The following is a 20,689-nucleotide window of genomic DNA, read 5'->3' on the forward strand; positions in this document are numbered from 1 at the left end:
TAAAGCTGACGCGATTCCACTCTGCCGCATTGCGATGATTACAGGGGCGTTACCAGGGTGGACCATAATGGCGTATCGTCCGTTGCATCGCCGCTGACGATAAGCTGAGGTTCGCCACGCTGCGCGCCTTTCGTTGCACAGGCAACGGCCAGCCAGGGAGCGGCCGCGCCGGGATAGCCCAGCGTCGCATCCAGGTTGTGCAGATGTTGGCCTGGATTTATCGGGCTGGACAACGCCGCCAGCTCTGCGGCGATCGTCTGGTGCCAGCACGGCGCGACGCCGGTCAGCCAGCCGCTGCTGACGCGTCCCGCGTCAACAGGAACCCATTCAAAAGACTGAGCAAAAGCATAGCGTAAATCCGCATCGCCGATTTGATGCGCCTGCTCCGGACGATGTAGCGTGGCAAGCGGCGGTAAACCGGCGGCGGCATAAGGCGTTGCCAGCAACAGGCCCGCTACGGCTTCAGCCGAGCCTTCCGGCTGCGCCGCATCAATCTGAAACGCGACAACCAGCAGCAGCGCCCGGTCGTTAACGTGCTGGTCAAGCCAGTTATCCACCGCGGCGAAACCCTGACCAGTCGCTTCTTTAACCGGCTGCCGGATACGGCTGGCAGCCCATGCCGACTGCCACAGGGTCTGCAGCTGGTTTTCCGGCAGGTTACAGCTCTGCTCCATCAGCACGGCCAGCGGCATATCTTCAGGCACGGCCACAAGAAGACGACTCAGCTCCTTCAGGGTCTGCTTCAGCATCCTGCTTAATAGCTGCTCCGGCGTTTCATCCTGCAGAGGGATTAACCGGCTGTGGCGTATGCCTTCTTCACTGTGCCAGCCGGGCTGAGTTTTTATTGCCTGAACCTTATCCTGCAGCGCCTGCCACTGTTTCTGCCCGTCACTATCCTCAGGATTACGTAGCGCGCTATGCAGACTGATGCCCAGCACCTGCATCGCGCGCTGTCCCCGACTCGTTTCCTGCCGGACAAGCTGCTCGTAGCGTTGCTGGCTTTTTTCCGCTACCCCTTGCTGGCCTGAAAAATAGCACAGCCGAAACAATAGCAGTAGAAGCCATCCCAGCAGAGGAATTGTCCCGCAGGTCTCCATAAAGGTTTTAACATCAACGTCTGCGGAAATCGTATGGTTGTCCAGAGCGTACAGGGTGCTTACTGCCAGCGCGAGCAGCAGTAGCAGCAGCCATCGAAAGTAGTTGGGAGGCGCGGGTTGCGGCTCGGGCGGCGGAATTTGCTTTAAGTTTACGGTCATGGCTATTCCACCTTAGCCTGCGGCAGACTGGAAATCAGCACGCAGCCACAGGCGCATTTGTGTCCTTGCAAAGCCACCGGAACGCCGCGATCTTTAAAGAAAGCATGGCCTTCGACTATCAGGTTCTGGCCATGCCCGGAGAGTGGACAACTGACCGGATCGCCCAGCCTCGCCACGCCTCTGCCGTCAAAGCTCATCGTAGTGGAACCACTTAATACGCGGCCGCCGCCGGTATGCGCGTCGCCTGTGCGAATAATCCCTTTCATCATTGTTGCTCCTTAATTAGCTTTTAGTGATGGTGATATTTTTTAATTTGCCTGAAGGCAGATAGCCGTTACCGCTTAACCCTGATACGACGTTCGGCCAGGATCGCTGGTAGTGTGGACAGGCGTTGCCGCTGTTGCACTGCAGATACGCACCCGTGTACTTTTCAAAGTCCGGCGACGTTGGCAGCGGCCTGCCCGTTTCCGGGTTCAGCTGTTTCCGCCGCGCCAGCTCCGCTATCAGCCACACGTCCGGCTGCGGCGGCGCGATATTCGCCTCGCGCGCCTCCAGCCACTTCAGCTTTCCGTCCCACTCTGGCAGTGCCGCCGGCGGCAGCGGCACGATTTCGTTGATTTCCGGCACTTTGGGATGGGCGTAGGAGTAGTTGCCTAAAACTTCGCCTATTGCCTCATAGCGCCTGACCCTTTCCGGATCTTTTTGCTGGCCCAGGTAGTAAAGCCGGTCGGTTACCTCCGGCCCGTCAAATCCGTGCTCCAGAAAGCTGGCCGAAATTTCATCGCCTGCGGCCACGCCCAGCTGGAACACCTCCAGCGCCTCCTGATAGCGCCCGTCAGTTTGAAAATCGACCCCCAGAGAGGTTGCCGCGCCACCATTGCCCTGCTCCGCTGCGCAGCGGCGCATCTGTCGGGCCACCTCCGGCGCTATATCCACAGGCGCCAGTTTCTCCGCCACCCAGGCCTGCGCCTGGGCATTGCCCTCGTCTGCCGCCCGGCGAAAATAGCGCAGCGCCATCTCCTCGTCCTTCTCCAGCCCCGCCCCACCGTGCTGCAGACAGAGCGCGATAAAGTAGTAGCCGGTGGCTACCCCCTCATCAATCAGCCGCTGGCTCATGCGTAGCCGCTCCGCCGCGCTGAGCAGGTACTGCCCCCGCAGCGCGCCGTTCTGCAGATTTATCGCCGCCTTTACGTGGCCGTTTTCCGCCGCGATGCGGTAGAGCCGGGCGCTTTCGGCGTCCACCGCCGCGTCCCGCTTCAGCTGGTTATTGACCTGCAGCCAGCGGGCGTACTTAAACAGCACGTCCGCCTCCGCCGGGGGTTCAGGCATGCTTTCATGCTTGCAGGTAAAGGCAAGTCGGGCGTTGGTTTCAGTCAGTGGCTTCACGGCGTTCTCCCTGTGAATGGCTGTAGGACTTCCGTCGCAGCCCGCCAGCAGCAGGCCGCACAGCAGCAGCCCGCTTTTGCAGCGCTTTATCATTGTCCGCTCCTTTTCTTCCGTGAAAACCCGCTACGCCTCGCCGATAAATTGCCAGCTCACCGGCTGTTCCCGGCTGACGTGCCTGTCGCTCAGCGGCCAGATGCGCGGCGCCATAAAGCTCACCCTCAGCCTCGGCAGCCTGTTACCCTGCGCAAAATAGCGTATCTGCGGCACGTCCTCGCTCAGCCACTCCCACTTACACAGCGACACCTGCCAGTAGCCGCTCCGCGGACAGGCGTTGCCGCTGTCGCACAGCAGAGACGCGCCCGTGTACTTTTCAAAGTCCGGCGACGTTGGCAGCGGCCTGCCCGTTTCCGGGTTCAGCTGTTTCCGCCGCGCCAGCTCCGCTATCAGCCACACGTCCGGCTGCGGCGGCGCAATATTCGCCTCGCGCGCCTCCAGCCACCGCAGCTTTCCGTCCCACTCCGGCAGCGCCGCCGGCGGCAGCGGCACGATTTCATTGATTTCCGGCACTTTGGGATGGGCATAGGAGTAATTGGCAAGAATGCGCCAGATTTTTTCGTAGCGACTGACCCTTTCCGGATCTTTTTGCTGATCCAGATAGTAAAGCCGGTCGGTTGCCTCCGGCCCGTCAAACCCGTGCTCCAGAAAGCTGGCTGAACTCTCATCGCCTGCGGCTACGCCCAGCTGAAATAGTTCAATCGCTTCAACATATTCACCTTTGATTTTATAATTGATAGCTAAAGATCGTGCGGCTTCACCATCCCCCTGTTCTGCAGCACAGCGGAGCATCTGCCGGGCCACCTCCGGCGCTCTGTCAGCGGGCACCAGCTTTTTCCCCACCCAGGCCTGCGCCTGCGCGTTACCCTCGTCCGCCGCCTTGCGAAAATAGCGCAGCGCCATCTCCTCGTCCTTCGCCAGCCCCGCCGCGCCGTGCTGCAGATAGAGCGCGATAAAGTAGTAGCCGGTGGCTACCCCCTCATCAATCAGCCGCTGGCTCATGCGTATCCGCTCCGCCGCGCTGAGCAGGTACTGTCCGCGCAGCGCGCCGTTCTGCAGGTTTATCGCCGCCTTTACGTGGCCGTTTTCCGCCGCGATGCGGTAGAGCCGGGCGCTTTCGGCGTCCACCGCCGGGTCACGCTTCAGCTGGTTATTGACCTGCAGCCAGCGGGCGTACTTAAACAGCACGTCCGCCTCCGCCGGGGGTTCAGGCATGCTTTCATGCTTACAGGTAAAGGCGAGTCGGGCTTTGATTTCAGTCAGTGGCTTCACGGCGTTCTCCCTGTGAATGGGTGTGGGACTTCCGTCGCAGCCCGCCAGCAGCAGGCCGCACAGCAGCAGCAGTCGTCTCATCAGTCCATATCCTTTAGATTGGGTTTGTCGTAGTTAAATTTAATTAATGGGGAATCAGGCGGTGCTTCGTTACTGTTCTGAAGTCCTTCATTTATGTTTAAAAGATCGCCCCAAGCACTAAATGCTTTAGCCGCATCATCCTGCGCCCCCCGGCCCGCCGTATGCAGATCCCACAGCCGCCGCCGCAGCGCCCGCGTCTCGCTGAACCACTCGTGGGCGATATTCAGCTCGCTGTCCACCTCCATGCTGCGGGTGTTGATATTGGCCGAGCCGTGCGTAATAAAAGTATCGTTGACAATCATCAGCTTGGAGTGAATATAGACCGGCATCCAGTCAGCGGGCGGCGAGTCCGGCGCCACCAGCGAGCAGATATGCACCTTCAGCCCCGGACGCTCCTCCGGCAGGATGGTGCCGTCCCGCAGCGCCTGCACCTTTTGCTCCAGCGCCAGCGTCTGCTCCAGCGTTTTGCCGGCCGCCGCGGCCGAATAAGCGGGATAGCGCGCCGGCCCCTGCTCCGCCTTCAGTTTTTCAATGCGCTTCAGCCGCGTGACCTCCGGGATGGCGTCGGCACGTCCCAGGCAGTCGAGCATCCGCTGCGTGTTGACCGTGCCCGCGCCGATGCCCTCGTCCGTGACGTTGGTGACCACAAACAGATGCAGCGCCCCGTGTTGGCCGGGATTGCGGCCCGCCCGCGTCTGCACCTCCGCCGCTTTTACAATCGCCTCCGCCAGCGGCGGCCAGCGAAAGTACTGGTTCTCGATATAGATAAACTGCGTGGCGTTGTTGACCGCATTCAGGTAAAGCTTTTCGATATCGCGTTTACCCTCCTGCGCCTGGGTGCGCAGCAGCTGCGCCATCAGCGGCCTGCCGAACGCCGGACGCGGTTTCAGCTTGACGGCGACCTCTTTTGAGCGGCGCAGCGCCAGCAGATCCTGGCGGGTTTCCCGCCGCCAGGCGACGGCGAAGTTGTGGTGCAGATGCTCCAGAATGGGGCCGGTAAGCTGGCAGGAGATATCCTGACGCGGCAGGTTGCCGCGCGGCCCCCGGTCCGGATCGGGCCTGAACTGCCCGCGATCTTTCGCCGAATGCGCGTCCGTGTCCCAGTATTCATCCAGCATGTTATGCCCCATCACAAAGCCCACCGCGTGCTCCGGCAGCTCGTAGTCGACCAGCACGGTTTTCTGGTGGTGCGTGGGCGTGGCGGCCATGGTGGCGATGGCGGCGGCGCTCAGCTCGCGATCCAGCGCCGAATACGCGGTCAGCCGGGCTATTTCGGTACGGTCTCTGGCATCGAAGCCGCGGCTGACGAACAGCGGCTTATGGCACAGCAGCAGCTGCTGGCGCCTCTCCTCCTGCGCCCGCAGGGCAAGAATACCGCCCTGGGCGTACACAACGTCGTTCGGCTGCAGCGCCAGCGCATGTTCGGCAAACCAGCGGCAGTCGTACTCATACTGCTGTCTGGTGGTGGTCTGGCCGGCGCGGTCCCAGAGATGCGGCACGCCCTTGCCGGGCAGGTTGGCTTCTCCGGCGAAGCCCGCCGCATTGAAGGGGCTTTCCCAGCCCAGAATGCGCACCTGCACCTGCCTTTTTTCCGCCAGCTCGCAGAGCAGCCGGCCAATACAGGGCGAGCGGCCGTCGCGGATAAAATACATCGACGGCTGGAACCCCCAGCAGATGATGTCGACGGATTTACGGGCGTTGGCAATGGCGTGGTGCACGGCGGCAAAAGCTTCTTCCCCGTTGACCAGCGGCCGCCAGGTGGTCGGCAGAGGATGATATTCCGTGCGCTGGATAAACCAGGGCGGCGTGATGGTGCACTCCCGGCTGCGGTTCAGCGCGATGGGCACCACGATATCCTGTTGATTCATCAGTTTTCTTCCCTGTTAGTTGATCCCTGTAACATGTCGACGTAGAGGTGGCGATGGTGAGTATGATCCACTGGCGAAACGACTTCCTCGTCAGGCTGCGGAGCATGGTTATGTAGGCCAAGATTGGCCAATATGCCCTGATCGGGGTTGCGAAACTCGCTAACCACCGGGATCTCATAGCTGGCGCCGTTCGCCATGACCAGACGGTAATCGCGGGTAGCAATCTGATGATCTATTTCCAGCTGGCCATTCGCATCCAGCACGCCCTGACTTAACGGGGCGCCGTTGGCATAAAGCGTGTAGGGCATCCCGACCCAGCTGGCATTGTCCGTGGCGTTAGCGGCCTGTGGCAGGCTAAAGCGCAAAGACTGCACGGCTGTCGCCTGCAGCGGCGGGTAGTCGGGATGCTCTGCCTGCATACTGGCCGGGCCGCTATAGTCAAAATCCACCGCTTTGACGGCAAAATCGCCCTGAGTCCCCTGCTCAATTCGGTAGGGGTCGAGCGTGATATAGCTGCCACCCGCGTTAAGCGTGATCTTCTTTTTAGCCATAATATGGATTTCGTCTTCGGTACTAACTATCTCCAGCCCGTGACGAGCCAACAGCTGCATCTGGTCGTTCTGCGCCTGAATCGTTACCTCGCCCTGATTAGCGATCAGCTTCATTCCCAGCCTGCGTACAAACAGGCTGACGCCCTCGCCCACGCCGATAAACAGACGCTTTATCACGCCTATATCCGCGTCGGCGCCCGCGTTGACCATGACATTGCGGGAAGCGGCCAGCTGCAGATGCTTGCCGCTGGTGAGAGCGATGCCTTCCGGCGCGCTGAGCAAAGCGACCGCCTTTTGCAGCCGCTCGATCTCTTCGCGCATAAAGGCCAGCTGCGCCTCCCATTGCGCCGGCTCCGCTTTCGCCGTTTGCGCGTCGTCAGACAGCGCTTTTAGTTGTTCTCCGGCTGCGGTCAGCCGCTCTGCGGCCTCCGCCATCGCCAGCATCTCTCCATCCGCTTTCGGCTGCGCCTCCGCGCTGATAAATACCCCTTTGCCGCCGCGCAGCGCCACATGTCCATCCGTGCGCAGCTCGGCGCCTTCACCCCGCAGCTGGCGCTCCGCGTTTACGTTATGACCCAGGTTCAACTGAGTTTTCCCATGCTCCGTCGCCAGCTTGATATGCTCTTCACCACGCTTGTCCTCCATGCGCAGCTTGTTGTTGGCGGGCGTGCGGATGACGTTGCGCGTGCTGTTTTTCTCCGTCACGTGATCCGGATGCCGCGAGTCGTGCAGCGCGTGCGCGATATAGGGGCGATCCGGGTCGCCATTGTGGAAGGCTATCGCCACCTCCGTGCCCTGTATCAGCGGAAAATGAAAGCCGTACATATCCCCGCCATAGGGCTTCGCCAGCCGCACCGGCATACTCTCCTGTCCCGCCGCGCGCTCATCGCGGTCCGCATCGAACCTCACCCGATATAGTCCCGCCGCGTCCTGCCATGCATACAGGTCGCCTGAGCGCGCGCTGGTCACGCGCGCCATCAGCGTGCCGCTCACCACCGGTCGCGGTTTCAGCATTGGCCGCCACACCTGCGGGCTTCTGTCCGGTACCGCCGAGAACGTCACTTTCAGCGCCTGTCGGCGGCTTGCGCTCAGCGTCACCGATACCACTAAAAGCCAGCCGCTCAGCGCTTCAGGCAGCGGCGATATCGCATCCGCCTTCACACTTATCACCTGGGCAGGCCCCAGCGTTGCGTCACTGCTTTCTCCCGTCACCTCCGTGCGGCGACATAGCTGCCGCTCGTGAGCCAGCCGCGCGTAAAAGTTTCCCGTTTCCGCCGCTGGCCACAGCGCCTCTCCTCGCTCATGGTGGCCTGTACCGTATAGCCACTCATCGCCATAGGTTACCGCTTCGTCATCACCGCCGGACACGTCTGCCGCTGCCGACTCCAGCCGGAGATGCGCCTGGCGAGGGTTATAATCGCCTGTGGTTACCGAAGCTGCCGCCACGCTATGCGATACCGTTAGCGCCCAAACCGCCGTTGCGCCGCCATCCTCCATGCCCGACGGGCTGTTCAGCCGCAGCGTTTTGTCGTAAAGCCATGCATCCTGACAGTCCGCAAAATGTACTATCTCCGTCAGCGTCTCCGGCTGCAGCGTGAAAAAGTAGTGGATGCCCACCTCTGCCAGCAGACGTTCGATAAAGGCCAGGTCGCTTTCGCGATACTGGTGTATCTGTTCACGCGGCGAATAGCTTTCCTTGAGGTGAAATTCAAATTCCCAGCCCTTCAGCCCGTGTTCCCTGAGCACCTCTTCCACCACCTTTGGCACTGTTTTCCCCAGAAAAAAGCGGTGGCTGCGCGTCTGCCGCGACAATAGCGCAAGAAACGGTTCAATAATGATTTCGTAGCAGGTCTGATCGGGCGATCCAGCCAGACGCTGAAAGCCGGTCACCACGCCATGCACGGTGCGCAGGCTTTCCGGCAACGGCACGGTCGTCTCCTGTGGCAGCGCGCGCAACGTCAACCAGGCGCTTTTACGCAACACCTGCGCCATCGGGATATCAGCCTGCGGACAGGTAAACCGGACGCGGTAGCGATAAAGAGTGCTCAGCCCCTCGCTGCCGCTAAACTCCTCGACATCAAGGGCGGCATCGCAGCCTTCAATGACCAGCAGATAGCGGTTCATGGAAAAGTAGTTAAAAGCGGCACTATTCATCAGGCGTTCCTTCGCTACTGAGGCGGTATCGATTCCGTCTTCACTCAGCAACGCAGGTCACAGCACTGCCGGAAAGACAATAAGTAGTCTGTTAAAAGGGGAATTTCAGGCTCAAACAGATCCAATCTAAAGTAGATAACTTAAGAATGATTCACGTCAGATCAAAAAAACAGCAAAAAAGAACGATTAGCGGGAGTGAGAGAAAAGGTAGCGTTGAACAGCCTGCGTCGCCTCGCCGGCATATAGCCCGCGTAAAGAGTTCTTCTCATTAGCAGCGCGTCCGGCTGGCGGCTTAATCAGGCCGTTTCAATTTAAACGGCAACGCGTGAGGCGCGCAGGCTGATAACACCAGCGCGGTCGATATAAGTCCGATTTTAAACATAGCATTCTCCCTGAGCGTTAATGCTTCCATCCTGACCCTTCATTTAATAATAAAATCAGGCCAGGAGGGAAGCGCCGGGAGAATGAGGCGGCGAAGCTTTACTGATCCTTATAGGCCAGCCAGGCGAGCAGCTGCAAACTGGCGGAGTAGTAATCCTGCGCGTCCGTTAGCTGGTCGCTCAGGTAGCCGGTCTGATTCAGGGTTAAATCACGCACCGCCAGCAGGCCGCCGGCCATATTATAAGGCGCCTTATTGCCGTTGCTGACGTCGATCCACGCGGGCGTTTTATCGCGCGCGAAGCTCGTCCAGAAGTGCTGGAAAGGCACCAGCTGCAGGCTCTGCGCGTCGTGCCAGTAAAGATAGAGCGGCACGCGGATGGCGTCGTAAGAGAAACGCGGCGGCCAGCCAATCGCGGGCGCGACGCTGCCGTCGGCGTTCAGCGCCACCCAGTCGGTCGGCAGCCCGGCGTCGCCGAAGCGCATTTTCGGCAGCAGATCCAGGCCGCTGTCGATCAGGTTCGTCCACACCTTCAGATGGCTGCGCGCGGCGAAATCTCGCCAGGCCGGGAACAGCAAATAGGAAGGATTCAGCACCACGTAGCTGGTTTTATTAAAGCCTTTGTCGCCGGGCAGCATGACCGTATGGCCCGCATAGTTAATCACCTCTTTATCGACAATAGCGCGCTGAATACGGTCGGAAGCCTGCAGATAAGCGTTGTTCTGCCATTTCTGGCCCGCTTTCAGCAGTGCCCAGGCAATCAGCACATCGCCGTCGGAAGCGCTGTTTTTATCCGCCGTAGGATCGGCCGTGCCGGGCACGTATTTCCAGTAAAACAGGCCGTTCTGCGGGTTTTTCAGGTGCTTTTGCGTCCAGTTCCACAGGCTGTCGAAACCGGCGCGATCGTTGTTGGCAACTGCCAGCAGCATGCCGTAGCCCTGTCCTTCGGTATGGCTGATATTTTTGTTGCCGGTGTCCTGAACGCGGCCTTCACTGGTTAAAAAGCGGCTTTTAAAACTGCTCCAGCCGTCGGCGGCGCTGGCCTGTACGCAGCCCAGCATCATGGCAATCATCAGTACGCTCGCCCTGAGCAAAGTCATGGTCAGCTTCCTTAAAGTTGATAGCGGAAAGTGGCAGCCGCGCTGCCGGTTTCGGCGTAGCTCAGCGACACGGCTGGACTGCCGCCCTGTTCGCTCAGCCAGCGGGCGTACAGGCCGGTCAATACCGCGCCCAGCGCCCGACGCCACTGGCGTTCGTCCATCTGGCCGTCGCCCGGTGGCAGCGCCAGATGATGAATAAGGATAGCGGTTTCATAAGGCTGTACGTCGACGAATCCCCAGTTAAAGCGCGCCAGCACCAGGTTGATCTGCTGCTCCAGCTCGCTGACGGTATTCGCTGTACCCAGTGGATAACGCCCGGCCAGATTGCTGCCCATCTGCTGTAAAAACGCGTGGCTCTCCTGCTCGCCCGCGTTGCCGAGCATCCCGCCAATCATCGCGCTCAGCAGATCGAACCAGCCGGGCTGATACTGCTGCTGGCGGTAGTAGCTCAGGGTACGTTCCTGAAATTCACTCATTATTTGTCTCCGAGCATATAGCGGAAGTAGAGTTGAGCCGTGCTCTCGTTATAGTCGCCAAAGGTGTCGTAACCCAGCTGACCGCCAACGGTGACATCCTTGTTAACCTTGTAATCCGCGCCCGCATGCAGATTATAGCCAATGCCGTTTTTACTGCCGCCCGCGTAGTAAGCCTCGGTGGCGTAACCGGCGTCGTAGTAGCTTTGCAGCTGCGCCTGTTTGGCCGGATCGGTCGGGAAGTAAGCGCTACGATCCTGCGAATAGGACTGATAGCCGACGGAGCCGCCCACTTTCACCTTGAGATCGTCGTAGTTTTTGCTCCAGTCCACCGGCAAGGAAACCGCAACGAAATCCTGCGGACTGAAGTAGCCGCCCTGGCCGTAGCTGTAGTAGCTGAGGTTTTTCGAGTAGTCCATCCAGCTCATGCTGATACCGGTTTTCAGCTCGCTGTTGCCGTCGTGATAAGGGCGCACATAGGCGCCAGCCGTGCCGTTCAGGCTCTGGTTGCTGGCGACGTTTTCACCGATATAGCTGTAGCCGCCCGCACCGACGTAGAAGCCGGCGTCGCCGTTGTCATAACTCAACAGCGCGCTGCCGCCGTTTTTGGTCACGGCGCCCCACTTCTTGCCGCTCAGCTTGTCCTGCGTGCCTACATAGGAGAGCAGGCTGTCGGTAACGGCGCGGCGTTCGCCGGTCAGGATCAGCGTCAGATAGTCGGTAAGCTTCGGCGACCACTGGATGCCGCCCACCAGCGTACTGAGATCCTGGCCCAGCGGCGTGGAACCGAGGTCGATTTTAAAGCTGTCGTTGCTCAGGCCCAGATTGACTTCCACGCCGGAAGCAGTCTGCGAGCCTGGCGAATTGAGCAGCACGGTCGATGGCGTAATCTTGTTGGCCTGCGCGATGCGGCCCTGCTCCAGCGCCTGAGTACCGACGCGCGAAACCGAGGTGCCCGCCGCGCTGCCCGCGCTGAGCGTGACCGGCGTCAGCGTAAAGTTAAAGCGCGTATCGCCATAAGGCACGCTCGACCAGGTGAGCGGCGCTTTGGCTTCGGTCAGCTTGCTCAGACCCGATTCGCCGTCGCGACCGCGCACCTGCACGCCGCCCTGCGCCCAGCTACCGGTACGCTCCTGTAGATCGTCCATCATTGTATCGATTTGATGCAGCGTCCGCGCCTGCTGCGACACGACTTCGGTGCCGTTCGGCACGCTGTCGTCACCAGCAGGAGCCTGCTGCCACGGCATGACGCCGCCGTAAGCGGAAGGCGATTTGCGCGCCGGCAGCGTGGTGCGATTGACAAACGGATTGTCCGCCAGCGCCATCCCGCCAATTACCGGCGCCGATCCGCTTTCCGCGCCCTGCAGGCCAATCATTTTTCCGCGCGCGGTGCGCAGATAAGCGAGCGCCTGCTGATGATCGCCATCGGCTTCGGCCACGCGCGCCAGCAACAGCAGCCGTTCCGGCGTCTGTTCGTCCTGCAGTCCGGCGGCCAGCGCTTTCGCTTTCGGCAGATCGTGCGTCGCCAGCGCCACGTCGATAGCGCCGACGCGCGCATCCTGAGTCGGCGTGTCGCGCGTGATCAGATAGTCGTAAACTACGCCCGCTTCTTTGTTCATCTTGCCGGACTGATAGAGACGGCCCATCGCAAACATCAGATCGCTGTTCTGCGGATCGTGCTGCAGCGCGCCGATCAGCTTGTCGTAGGCTGCCGCGTATTTGCCCTGCGCGCGCAGGCGATCCGCCTCGTTGATCAGATAGCCGTTCTGGATACCGGCCAGCTGCGTCGGCGTGCTGTTGGCCTGCAGCTGTGGATTGCTCAGGAAGCTTTGCGCTTCGCCGCTCAAGCCAGCCTGGTTCAGCACCGCGATCTGAGCCGCATAGTCGCCCGCGTTGCCCTGCACGCCGCGCCGCATATTGTCGCGCACCACGGCTACCGCCGCGTTGATATCACCAGCTGCTGCCAGGTTTTTCGCCAGGCTGCCGGCGTCCGCCGGATTGGTCGGTGGATTAATCGCTAACGCTTTCAGGGTGTTGGCCGCAGCCGTTGTGGAACCTTGCGCCAGATACTGCTGCGCGACCGCCATTTGCAGATTGAAATTCACGCGGCGCGACAGTTCGCGCATTTCGCCGTTCTGGTTATGCAGACGCGACAGCAGCGACTGCGCCTGCTGCCAGGCGCCGCTTTCGCTGGCGAACAGCGCGGCGGCGTAGATTTCGCTGCTGCTGGCCTGCGAGCGGAAAGCAGGCTGCATGACGCCAGCCGCCTGTGCGGTATCGCCCTGCTGCTGATACAGACGCGCCAGATCCAGCTTTAGCCAGGCATCGTTCGGAAAACGCTGCATACCGGCGGTTAACAGCGAGATAGCGCGCTGCGGATTGCCTGCGGCCAAAGCCTGTTTGGCTTCGCGACGCAGCGGATCGCTGGTAACGCCTGGCCGTGGCGCAACGCTTGCCCGCACGCTTTCCGGCAGCGAAGAGAGCAGCGCGTTAGCTTCGCTACCACGGTTTTGCTGGCGCAGCACGTAAAACAGCCCTTCTTTCGCCGAACGGTTGTCCGCGTCGCTTTGCAGAATGGCGCGATAGGTCTGTTCAGCGGCCTCCGGCTGATTGTTGCGGCGCTGCACGTCGGCGCGGAACAGCTTCGCCGCCACGCCTTTTTCGCCTTCCGCCTGGGTCAGCGGCTCGCTCAGACTCAGCGCCTGCGCCGTATCGCCCGCTTTCATTGCCTGCTGCGCGACGGCCAGCTGGCCGTAGAAACGGGCGTCGGCGGCCTGCTGCTGACGCTGCTGACTGTTATCGCCGCCCAGTTTGGCGGCGCGCTCCAGGTAATCTGCGGCGGCAGCATAGTTGCCGCTGCGCTGAGCCACATAGCCCAGGCCCGCCAGCGCGTCGGCATCTTCGGGGTTAGCCTGCAGCACGTGATCAAAGGCGCTCTGCGCGCCGGAAACGTTGCCGCTGTTCAGCGCGCTAAAGCCCGCGCCTTTTTCCGCGCCGCCGGCGTTTTTACGGAAATAGTCCATCGTCGCGCTGTCCTGCGGATGACGCTGCTGATAAGTCTGATAGAGCGACGCGTCTTCCGGCTTCGCCGCCAGCCACAGCAGCGCCTGACGCAGCGAACGATCCGCGTCCTCGTTGCCGTCCGCCATACCGCTTAAAACCTCTATCCCTTCGCGGCGCGTCGATTCTTCGTAGGTCAGCGCCTTGCCCAGCGCCAGCTTAGCGCCGGTATCCTGCGGATGAGCGGCGGCGAACTGGCGCAGCGCGTCCACGGCCTGCGGCAGCAGCGTACGGTCGCCTGCCATCGTCAGATAATATTCGGCGGCAACGCTGGCCGGCGGCTCGTTGCCGCTGAAGGTGTTGCGCCAGGTTTGCAGCGAGGCGGCGATATTGCCGCCGCGGGCCTGCTGACGCGCCAGCGCCAGCTGCGCTGTCGGAATCGACTGGAGCTGGCGGGCATTGTCCAGTTCGCTGAGTTTCGGATCGGCAGGCGAAACCTGGCTGAGCCGCTCGCGGAACGAGGCGGCGGTCGCTTTGTCGCCGCTCTGCTGCGCCCACAGCGCCAGCAGATAGAGCGCCTGAACGTTGTCGCCGTCCACCATCAGCACTTTGTTCAGCGCGTCGCGCGCCAGCTCGTCATGCGCCTTCTGGTGCCAGTAGTTCGCCTGGCCGAACAGCGCCTGGATTGCCGGATTTTCCGCCGCCTGCGCGGAGAAAGCGCTTGTCGCCAGCGTAATGCCGGGCAGCGCCAGCGCAATAAGCGTTTTGTTAGTCATCTATTTTTTTCCCGCCAGAGGTCGGCCGATCGTGCTGCGGATGCAGACGCTTCCAGGCATGACGCTTCAGTAAAACAAAAGTGCTCAGCCCCACGATGGCGGAGATCAGCAGCGCCAACAGCGCCAGCACTACCGCGTGCTGGTTGGCGTACCACACCACCATCATGTACCACGGCATTTCTCCGCTCGGGAACTGCGCGCCGACACGAAAGCTGCGAACGCCGTTTTCATCGGTGATGATGGCGGCGTCGCCACGGATACCGGCATTGATACGCTGTAATTTCAGGTCGTTATGCAGGCGAGAGAGCTGCTCATCGTCGGTGGCGACGGTCATGACCACCACGCGTGAGCTGCTCCACGGCGAGCGATAGCTGACAAAACCGCGCCAGTCCTCGTTGGAGGAGAAATAGCGATCGGCGCTTACCGCCTGGCGGTTCCAGTCGCCGGCCAGCCAGCCGCGCAGATTATCCAGCAGCGACGGCTCCTTAACGCCCAGCGTGTGGCCGTTCACTTCAAAAGGCGAATGCTGCAGCAGCGCCTGATTGAAGTCGCTCTGCGCCAGCGTGGAAACCGCCAGCACATCGCTGTCGCGCAGCAGCTGCGCGCTGCCTTTCGGCACGCCGAACAGCACGCGGTTATGACTCAGCGCCACGCCGGTTGCGCTACCCGCGCGTCCGGCCATATCCAGCAATGCGCCGATTTCCGCCTCGCTGGGCGCGGCAGGCAGCATCAGCACGGTCTGCGAGTAATCCGCAAAGCGCGTGAACGGGAAAGAGGCGCCGACAAAATAAGAGAGATTGGGCAACAGGCTGAAATGGCGCGTATGGCTCAGATCGATCCAGGAATCCTCTTCAATGCGGCTTTTAATGTTGTTGTTGGTCAGCACGCTGCACGGCGCGCTGGCCTTCGGCTTGATAGCGAAATAGAGCTGCAGCTGGTTGTCGCCGTAAATCAGGTACGGATCGAACTTAAGGGTATATTTCTCCTGGCGCGCGTCACCGCCCAGCCGATGCCAGATATTTTCCAGCAGGCCGACTTTATTGACCGACAGGTTGCGCAGGAAAGTGCCGTTCAGGCCGACGTTAAGGAATGAGCTCTCCTCGTCGATCCAGCTTTCCGCCGGAAAACGGTAGTTCACCTGCACCGGCACCGATTCGCCATCCCACAGGAACAGATCGGGCGCGGCGCGGAAGTTTACTTTCAGCGCGTCGTGCCAGATGCCGGTAGTGGTCAGGCTCTGATCTTTACGCAGCAGCTCGCTCAGGCGCACCGGGCGGTCAGTAGTGATCCAGCGCGGCGCGTCCCAGGCTTTGCTCATCGGAATAGTTTGCCGGGCAACCGACAGCGAAGCGTCATCGACGCTCAGCGGCTGGGTCAGCCGCCAGGCGGCCTGGCGCAGCTCGTCGTCGTTATTGCCGATCACCAGCATCAGTTTGTAAACGGGATTGATGGGGTTATCGACGACGGTGAGCGTCGGCCCGTTGACCTGCGGCACCTTCAGCCCGGCGAGGGTTTCGCCCGCTCGGGCGAAGACGATGCCGTTTTTCTCCGGCATGGCGTTGCGCAGCACCGGAAAATCGATGCCGCGATAGTCGGTTTGAATGCCAAGCCAGGAGGCGACCGTCGCTGCGGCGCTGACCTTGTCCGGCGTCACGGAGGCGCCGAAAACCATTGCCACGCTGGCGGGCGTCATACGCTGCGCGTCGATAAACGGACGCGGGAAATTGCGCAGCTTATTGCCAATATTCAGCTGCTGTCCTTCCAGCGCCAGCGTGGTGGCGGGCAGGATTGTCACCTGATACTGGCCGTTGTCGCGTTCGCACAGCAGCTGGTCGGCGTCGTTGATCTTAAAGCTGAGGTTGTTGCTGGACACCACCATCGCGGCCGGAATATCCAACTGGTACTCCTCGCTGGCGCTGTCGGAGGCGCTCAGCGGCAGCGTGCCCAGCGGCTGACCGTTCAGCATCAGTTGCATAGAGGTGTTGCGTGCCGCCAGCGCTTTGGAGACTTTTAGCGACAGATTCAGCCGCGCGTTGGTGATCACCTCGTCAGCGGGCAGCGTAAAGACGATGCCAGACTGCAGCTGGCCGCCGGTCAGCAAAATGCCCTCAGGCTGGCCCATCTGCGCGACGGAGATCGTGCTGGAGAGCGGCTGGTTCAGCGTAACGGGCGCGGCGGCGTCGCTGACGGGCGGCAGCGGCGGCAAACCATTCGCCTGTCCGGTTCCGACCGGCGGCGGGATCTGCGATAGCGCGCTGCTGTCCTGCGTGACGCTGTCAGCGGCCCACACGTGGCCTAACGCCATCGCGCTAAGGCAAAGGACGGATAAGAGCTTCTTCATGCCGCGCTATCCTCTTTGGCTTTCACCGCCTGACGTCTGGCGCGCCCATCTTTCCAGCTCAGCCAGAAAAGTTCGAACACGGTGCGGATAATGGTCACCAGCGAGCGCAGCGGCCGATCTTTCGGCCCTTCCGGCTTGATCCACGCGTCGGCGCGGGAAAGCACCACGCGCACCAGCTCACGACGGCGCGACAGCGGAATTTCATCAAATTTCAGGCGGATAACGCCATCATCCGCGCCGATAGTGCTGACGGGAATAGAGATAGCGCCAGATTGCAGCATCAAATCGATCGCTTCGATAGCGTCGGTTTCATGACGGTTATCGGGCGCCGTCACCTGCACGCCGCCCATGGAAAGGTTTACCGTGGTGGCGCGCGACGAGATGCCGCTGGCATAGTGCAGGATCACCGGGATTTTGACGTCGATACGGATGGTTTTACGCGTCTGTTTGGTTTCTCGCGCTACGGCGATGGCGGCCATCAGGATAATCAGGCTGAACAGCGCCCAGCCGACGTTAAGCGCGATAACCCAGGGATCGACGCCAAAATAGTTGTGCGCCGTCGCGCGTATAATCCCGCTGATGACGCCCGCCGACAGCAGCGCGGCGCAGATGACGTGCGGCCGCACGATGTTGAAATCGAAGAAGCCGGTATTCAGCAGGCCGCCCTTATCAGTCACGTTGAATTTGCCATGTTTTGGCGAAATCATGGTCAGCAACGTCGGGATCACCAGATGGAAAGCCATCACCGTTTCGTAGATCTCGCCCCAGAAGGTGGCGCGGAAGCGGCCGTTCATCCGCGAGTTGACGTAGAGCGACATCACCAGATGCGGCAGCACATAGGCGAAGATCAGGCTGGCGGAAGAGTGAATGATATTCAGGTTAAACAGCAGGTAGGCCAGCGGCGCGGTCAGGAAGATCACGCGCGGCAGACCGAACTGGAAGTGCAGCATGGCGTTCAGGTAGCAAAGGCGCTGCTGCCACTTCAGGCCGCGGCCCAGCAGCGGATTATCCACGCGGAAGATCTGCGTCATGCCGCGCGCCCAACGGGTACGCTGGATAATATGCAGGCCCAGACGCTCGGTGGCCAGCCCGGCCGCCAGCGGCAGCGCCAGGAAGGCGGATTTCCAGCCGCGACGCTGCATTTTCAGCGCGGTATGCGCATCTTCGGTCACGGTTTCGGTGGCGAAGCCGCCAATCTCTTCCAGCGCGCTGCGGCGGATGACCGCGCAGGAGCCGCAGAAAAAGGTCGCGTTCCAGTTATCGTTGCCCTGCTGTACCGGGCCGTAAAACAGCGCGCCTTCGTTCGGGATCTCGCGTGCCGCTTTAAGGTTGCGCTCGAAAGGGTCTGGCGAATAGAAGTAGTGCGGCGTCTGCAGCAGCGCCAGCTTTGGATCTTTCAGGAAAGGCGCAACGGTCGCCTGCAGGAAAGTGCGGGTCGCGACGTGGTCGCAGTCAAAGACGGTAATCAGTTCGCCTTTGGTGATGGTCATCGCGTGGTTGAGATTACCCGCTTTGGCGTGGCGGTTGTCGTCACGTGTGATATAGCCCACGCCGACATCAGCGGCGAAAACCGCGAACTCGCTGCGCTTGCCGTCGTCCAGCAGATAGATTTTCAGCTTATCGCGCGGCCAGTCGATGCACTGCGCGGCCAGCACCGTATCGCGCACCACGTCCAGGCTTTCGTTATAGCTTGGAACAAAGATATCCACGGTCGGCCACAGGCTGATATCCTCCGGCATCGGTTCAATGGTTCTTTTTAACGGCCAGGACGTTTGCAGATAGCCTAAAAGTAAAATAACCCAAACGTAAACCTCGGCGATAAATAAGCCGATACCGAGAATCGCTTCTATTTCGGAATTAAAAGCCAGCGTTTCAGTGGCGCGCCAGTATATATAACGCGTTGACATTAAGGCGGAAAGAAACACCATCACCATAGTGATTTTATGGCTTTTACTAAGACCCAACACAAAAAGTATAGCGATGCCGATCAGGCCAAAAATATATTGTTTTTGGCTATCCATTGGGGTGATAACAATCACTGCGGCCAGCGGCAATAAGATCAGCAGCTGCAGGTAATACAGGACTTTTTTCATAAGTCATCCTGAAAACGATGATAAACGGGACGCGAACGCGCCCCAGAATGCAAGAAAGCTTTTCTGACAGCGAGTTAGCGCGAGGTCAACGGCGCCTGCAGCTCGCCGTCGCCTACTTTGATCTCCAGCAGCGCGGCGACCCTTTTGCCGACCAGTTCAATATCGAAAGCGGCCGCGGAAACCGGGCTGAAATCAAATACCGACTGCTGCGAAGCGTTGGCTTCCGCCACGCTCTCGTCGCGATTGACCACGCCCAGCAACTTGTCGCCCAGACGCTGCTGCATAAAGGCGGTGACGTCGCGGCTGATATTGCGGCGGCTGTCGCTCTGGTTAAGCACGAAAAAGTGGCCTTTGTTGCGGTTCAGCGCGCCACCGATCATCTTTTCGTTTTCAATCTGCGGCAGCAGCGACAGCGAGGCGGTGTCCGCCAGCATCACTACCAGATGTAAATCGGCAAGATCGGCCATTGCCTTTAGGGCTGGATTGGGGCCGGGAGGAAAATCCGCCACGATAATCAGACCGGGATAGTTGAGGACGGTCTGCAGCCCGCGAGCGAGGAAATTAGGGTCAGTGGCAAGATTATTTTCAAATTCAACGCGCTGCGCTTCCGTGACCTCGCCATAGGGCAATACGAAGATATTGCCGCCGGTGGTCAGGATCGACTGGCTCCAGTCCGGCGATTCCGCCGACTTCGCCACAAAACCGCGGCCATCCGAGAGCGGTACGCCAAAATGGAGACGCAGCGCGTTCTGGACGTCAAAATCGATCGCCAGCACCTTGCTGCCGCCGCGCGCCAGCGTACAGGCCAGGTTAGCGGCCAGCGTGGTTTTGCCCACGCCGCCTTTCGGCGAACAAACACAAACTAACGGCATGAGGCAATTCTCTCCAGCAGGGGTTGTAGCGGGGTATCTTTCGGCAAGGCTTGTTCGGCTGCCGCGCGCGCGCCGGCAGCGCTGAACAGCTGCTTAAAGCGTGCTGGCTGCTCGTCGGCAGACGACAGATGCGGACGGTCAGTGGCGGCAGACGGAAGCTCAGCGGCCGAGACCGGGCCAGACTGCAGATGGGCAAGTTGCGCTGGCGCAGCCTGCGCGCGCACGGCATCCAGCAGCGAAGCGCCCGAAGGCGTGGTCGGCTTAAGGCTGGTTTCCAGCGGCGATGCGCCTGAAGTATCCGGCGACGATCGCAGCATATCCGGGACTGCGGCGCTGAGCGGCGCCTGCGCGGACGTCTGCGGCTGGGCAGCAGGCTTCAGCGAGGCGGAAATGCTGTCGAGCAGCGATCCGCCCTGAGCGGCCGGTTTAGCGGCAACGAAAGCGGCCACGCTGGAGGATACCGGCGCGGAAGCTTTAGCCAGGCTTTTGACCGGCGCGACTTCCGTAACAGGCTGGCTGAAAAAATCGGCGGCGGCAGGCTGCGGCGCGGCGACATCAATACGCTGACCATTCCCTAAGTCTGATTCCGCGCCTGTCAGCTGCCTGATAATAGCCCAGTTTGTATTGTCGGCATTCCGTGTCTGTTCAGACATATCTTTGAATTCGATATGTTTTGTCTGCGTTTTTTCTTTAAAACGCTGCAGGTCGTCATAGCTTTTCATGGGAACGGTCGTAGAGAATGAGGAAACTCGCGGCAATATATCATACAATTTTTACTTACATCAGATTATTCTTACCAGCGATAAAAAATCATTCCGCGTTTAAATATATTCACAGGACAGCGCGTAAAGATAATTACGCAGGCTATCAATCAGGTCAGTTATTATTTGGCTTAATTAAATAATTGCCGTACGTTAATTCAATAGCAGGCTGTTTTAATCGCGGACGGAAGCGCTGCTTTTTACGTTGCGCGACGCGTAAGCCGGGCATCCGCCAGACGCCGGTTAATTTGACATAGGGCGCCTTATTGTCC

At 60.3% G+C, this 20,689-nt stretch carries 13 protein-coding genes; all 13 read right to left on the reverse strand.

The window, feature by feature from the left end; genetic code table 11:
* Positions 1–38: 38 nt before the first annotated feature.
* The 13 genes from MKZ79_RS15855 to bcsO all read right to left on the reverse strand — a co-directional run bounded on the left by MKZ79_RS15855 (position 39) and on the right by bcsO (position 20,378).
* Positions 39–1,256 carry a hypothetical protein gene (locus tag MKZ79_RS15855; protein ID WP_336143505.1) on the reverse strand — a complete coding sequence of 406 codons (1,218 nt, stop codon included), beginning with the start codon at positions 1,254–1,256 and terminating at the stop codon, positions 39–41.
* Positions 1,257–1,258: 2 nt separating this feature from the next.
* Complete coding sequence (locus tag MKZ79_RS15860) at positions 1,259–1,522, reverse strand: PAAR domain-containing protein (protein WP_336143730.1); 264 nt, start codon at positions 1,520–1,522, stop codon at positions 1,259–1,261.
* 16 nt (positions 1,523–1,538) lie between these two features.
* Positions 1,539–2,735: an SEL1-like repeat protein gene (locus MKZ79_RS15865; RefSeq protein WP_336143506.1), complete on the reverse strand. Its 1,197-nt coding sequence runs from the start codon at positions 2,733–2,735 to the stop codon at positions 1,539–1,541.
* Between the two features lie 30 nt (positions 2,736–2,765).
* Positions 2,766–4,049, reverse strand: coding sequence for an SEL1-like repeat protein (locus MKZ79_RS15870; RefSeq protein WP_336143507.1), 1,284 nt, complete (start codon positions 4,047–4,049; stop codon positions 2,766–2,768).
* On the reverse strand, positions 4,049–5,917 hold the full coding sequence (locus MKZ79_RS15875; protein WP_336143508.1) for a phospholipase: 1,869 nt from the start codon (positions 5,915–5,917) through the stop codon (positions 4,049–4,051). The genes MKZ79_RS15870 and MKZ79_RS15875 overlap by 1 nt, the downstream gene beginning before the upstream one ends.
* Positions 5,917–8,622, reverse strand: a complete 2,706-nt coding sequence (locus MKZ79_RS15880) for a type VI secretion system Vgr family protein (RefSeq protein WP_336143509.1) — start codon at positions 8,620–8,622, stop codon at positions 5,917–5,919. The genes MKZ79_RS15875 and MKZ79_RS15880 overlap by 1 nt, the downstream gene beginning before the upstream one ends.
* A gap of 480 nt (positions 8,623–9,102) precedes the next feature.
* Positions 9,103–10,101, reverse strand: a complete 999-nt coding sequence (locus tag MKZ79_RS15885) for a glycosyl hydrolase family 8 (protein WP_336143510.1) — start codon at positions 10,099–10,101, stop codon at positions 9,103–9,105.
* A gap of 11 nt (positions 10,102–10,112) precedes the next feature.
* Complete coding sequence (gene bcsD / locus MKZ79_RS15890; protein ID WP_336143511.1) at positions 10,113–10,577, reverse strand: cellulose biosynthesis protein BcsD; 465 nt, start codon at positions 10,575–10,577, stop codon at positions 10,113–10,115.
* Positions 10,577–14,350, reverse strand: a complete 3,774-nt coding sequence (locus tag MKZ79_RS15895; protein WP_336143512.1) for a cellulose biosynthesis protein BcsC — start codon at positions 14,348–14,350, stop codon at positions 10,577–10,579. Before MKZ79_RS15895 ends, bcsD begins: the two co-directional genes overlap by 1 nt.
* Entirely contained in the window at positions 14,343–16,691 is a 2,349-nt protein-coding gene (gene bcsB / locus MKZ79_RS15900) for a cellulose biosynthesis cyclic di-GMP-binding regulatory protein BcsB (RefSeq protein ID WP_336143513.1), read from the reverse strand. Before bcsB ends, MKZ79_RS15895 begins: the two co-directional genes overlap by 8 nt.
* Positions 16,688–18,784 carry a UDP-forming cellulose synthase catalytic subunit gene (bcsA, locus tag MKZ79_RS15905; protein WP_336143514.1) on the reverse strand — a complete coding sequence of 699 codons (2,097 nt, stop codon included), beginning with the start codon at positions 18,782–18,784 and terminating at the stop codon, positions 16,688–16,690. Before bcsA ends, bcsB begins: the two co-directional genes overlap by 4 nt.
* Before the next feature lie 74 nt (positions 18,785–18,858).
* Entirely contained in the window at positions 18,859–19,656 is a 798-nt protein-coding gene (gene bcsQ, locus MKZ79_RS15910) for a cellulose biosynthesis protein BcsQ (protein ID WP_336143515.1), read from the reverse strand.
* Positions 19,647–20,378, reverse strand: a complete 732-nt coding sequence (bcsO, locus tag MKZ79_RS15915; RefSeq protein ID WP_336143516.1) for a cellulose biosynthesis protein BcsO — start codon at positions 20,376–20,378, stop codon at positions 19,647–19,649. The genes bcsQ and bcsO overlap by 10 nt, the downstream gene beginning before the upstream one ends.
* Positions 20,379–20,689: the final 311 nt, after the last annotated feature.

The sequence above is a fragment of the Erwinia sp. CGal63 genome, from assembly GCF_037026505.1.
Classification (GTDB): Bacteria; Pseudomonadota; Gammaproteobacteria; order Enterobacterales; family Enterobacteriaceae; genus Erwinia.

Excerpts from the sequence above, each read along its gene's own strand:
- bcsB (WP_336143513.1), bottom strand. The coding sequence starts at position 16,691 with ATGAAGAAGCTCTTATCCGTCCTTTGCCTTAGCGCGATGGCGTTAGGC.
- bcsQ (WP_336143515.1), bottom strand. The coding sequence starts at position 19,656 with ATGCCGTTAGTTTGTGTTTGTTCGCCGAAAGGCGGCGTGGGCAAAACC.
- MKZ79_RS15865 (WP_336143506.1), bottom strand. The coding sequence starts at position 2,735 with ATGATAAAGCGCTGCAAAAGCGGGCTGCTGCTGTGCGGCCTGCTGCTG.
- MKZ79_RS15860 (WP_336143730.1), bottom strand. The coding sequence starts at position 1,522 with ATGAAAGGGATTATTCGCACAGGCGACGCGCATACCGGCGGCGGCCGC.
- MKZ79_RS15870 (WP_336143507.1), bottom strand. The coding sequence starts at position 4,049 with ATGAGACGACTGCTGCTGCTGTGCGGCCTGCTGCTGGCGGGCTGCGAC.
- bcsO (WP_336143516.1), bottom strand. The coding sequence starts at position 20,378 with ATGAAAAGCTATGACGACCTGCAGCGTTTTAAAGAAAAAACGCAGACA.
- bcsA (WP_336143514.1), bottom strand. The coding sequence starts at position 18,784 with ATGAAAAAAGTCCTGTATTACCTGCAGCTGCTGATCTTATTGCCGCTG.
- bcsD (WP_336143511.1), bottom strand. The coding sequence starts at position 10,577 with ATGAGTGAATTTCAGGAACGTACCCTGAGCTACTACCGCCAGCAGCAG.
- MKZ79_RS15895 (WP_336143512.1), bottom strand. The coding sequence starts at position 14,350 with ATGACTAACAAAACGCTTATTGCGCTGGCGCTGCCCGGCATTACGCTG.
- MKZ79_RS15880 (WP_336143509.1), bottom strand. The coding sequence starts at position 8,622 with ATGAATAGTGCCGCTTTTAACTACTTTTCCATGAACCGCTATCTGCTG.
- MKZ79_RS15875 (WP_336143508.1), bottom strand. The coding sequence starts at position 5,917 with ATGAATCAACAGGATATCGTGGTGCCCATCGCGCTGAACCGCAGCCGG.
- MKZ79_RS15855 (WP_336143505.1), bottom strand. The coding sequence starts at position 1,256 with ATGACCGTAAACTTAAAGCAAATTCCGCCGCCCGAGCCGCAACCCGCG.
- MKZ79_RS15885 (WP_336143510.1), bottom strand. The coding sequence starts at position 10,101 with ATGACTTTGCTCAGGGCGAGCGTACTGATGATTGCCATGATGCTGGGC.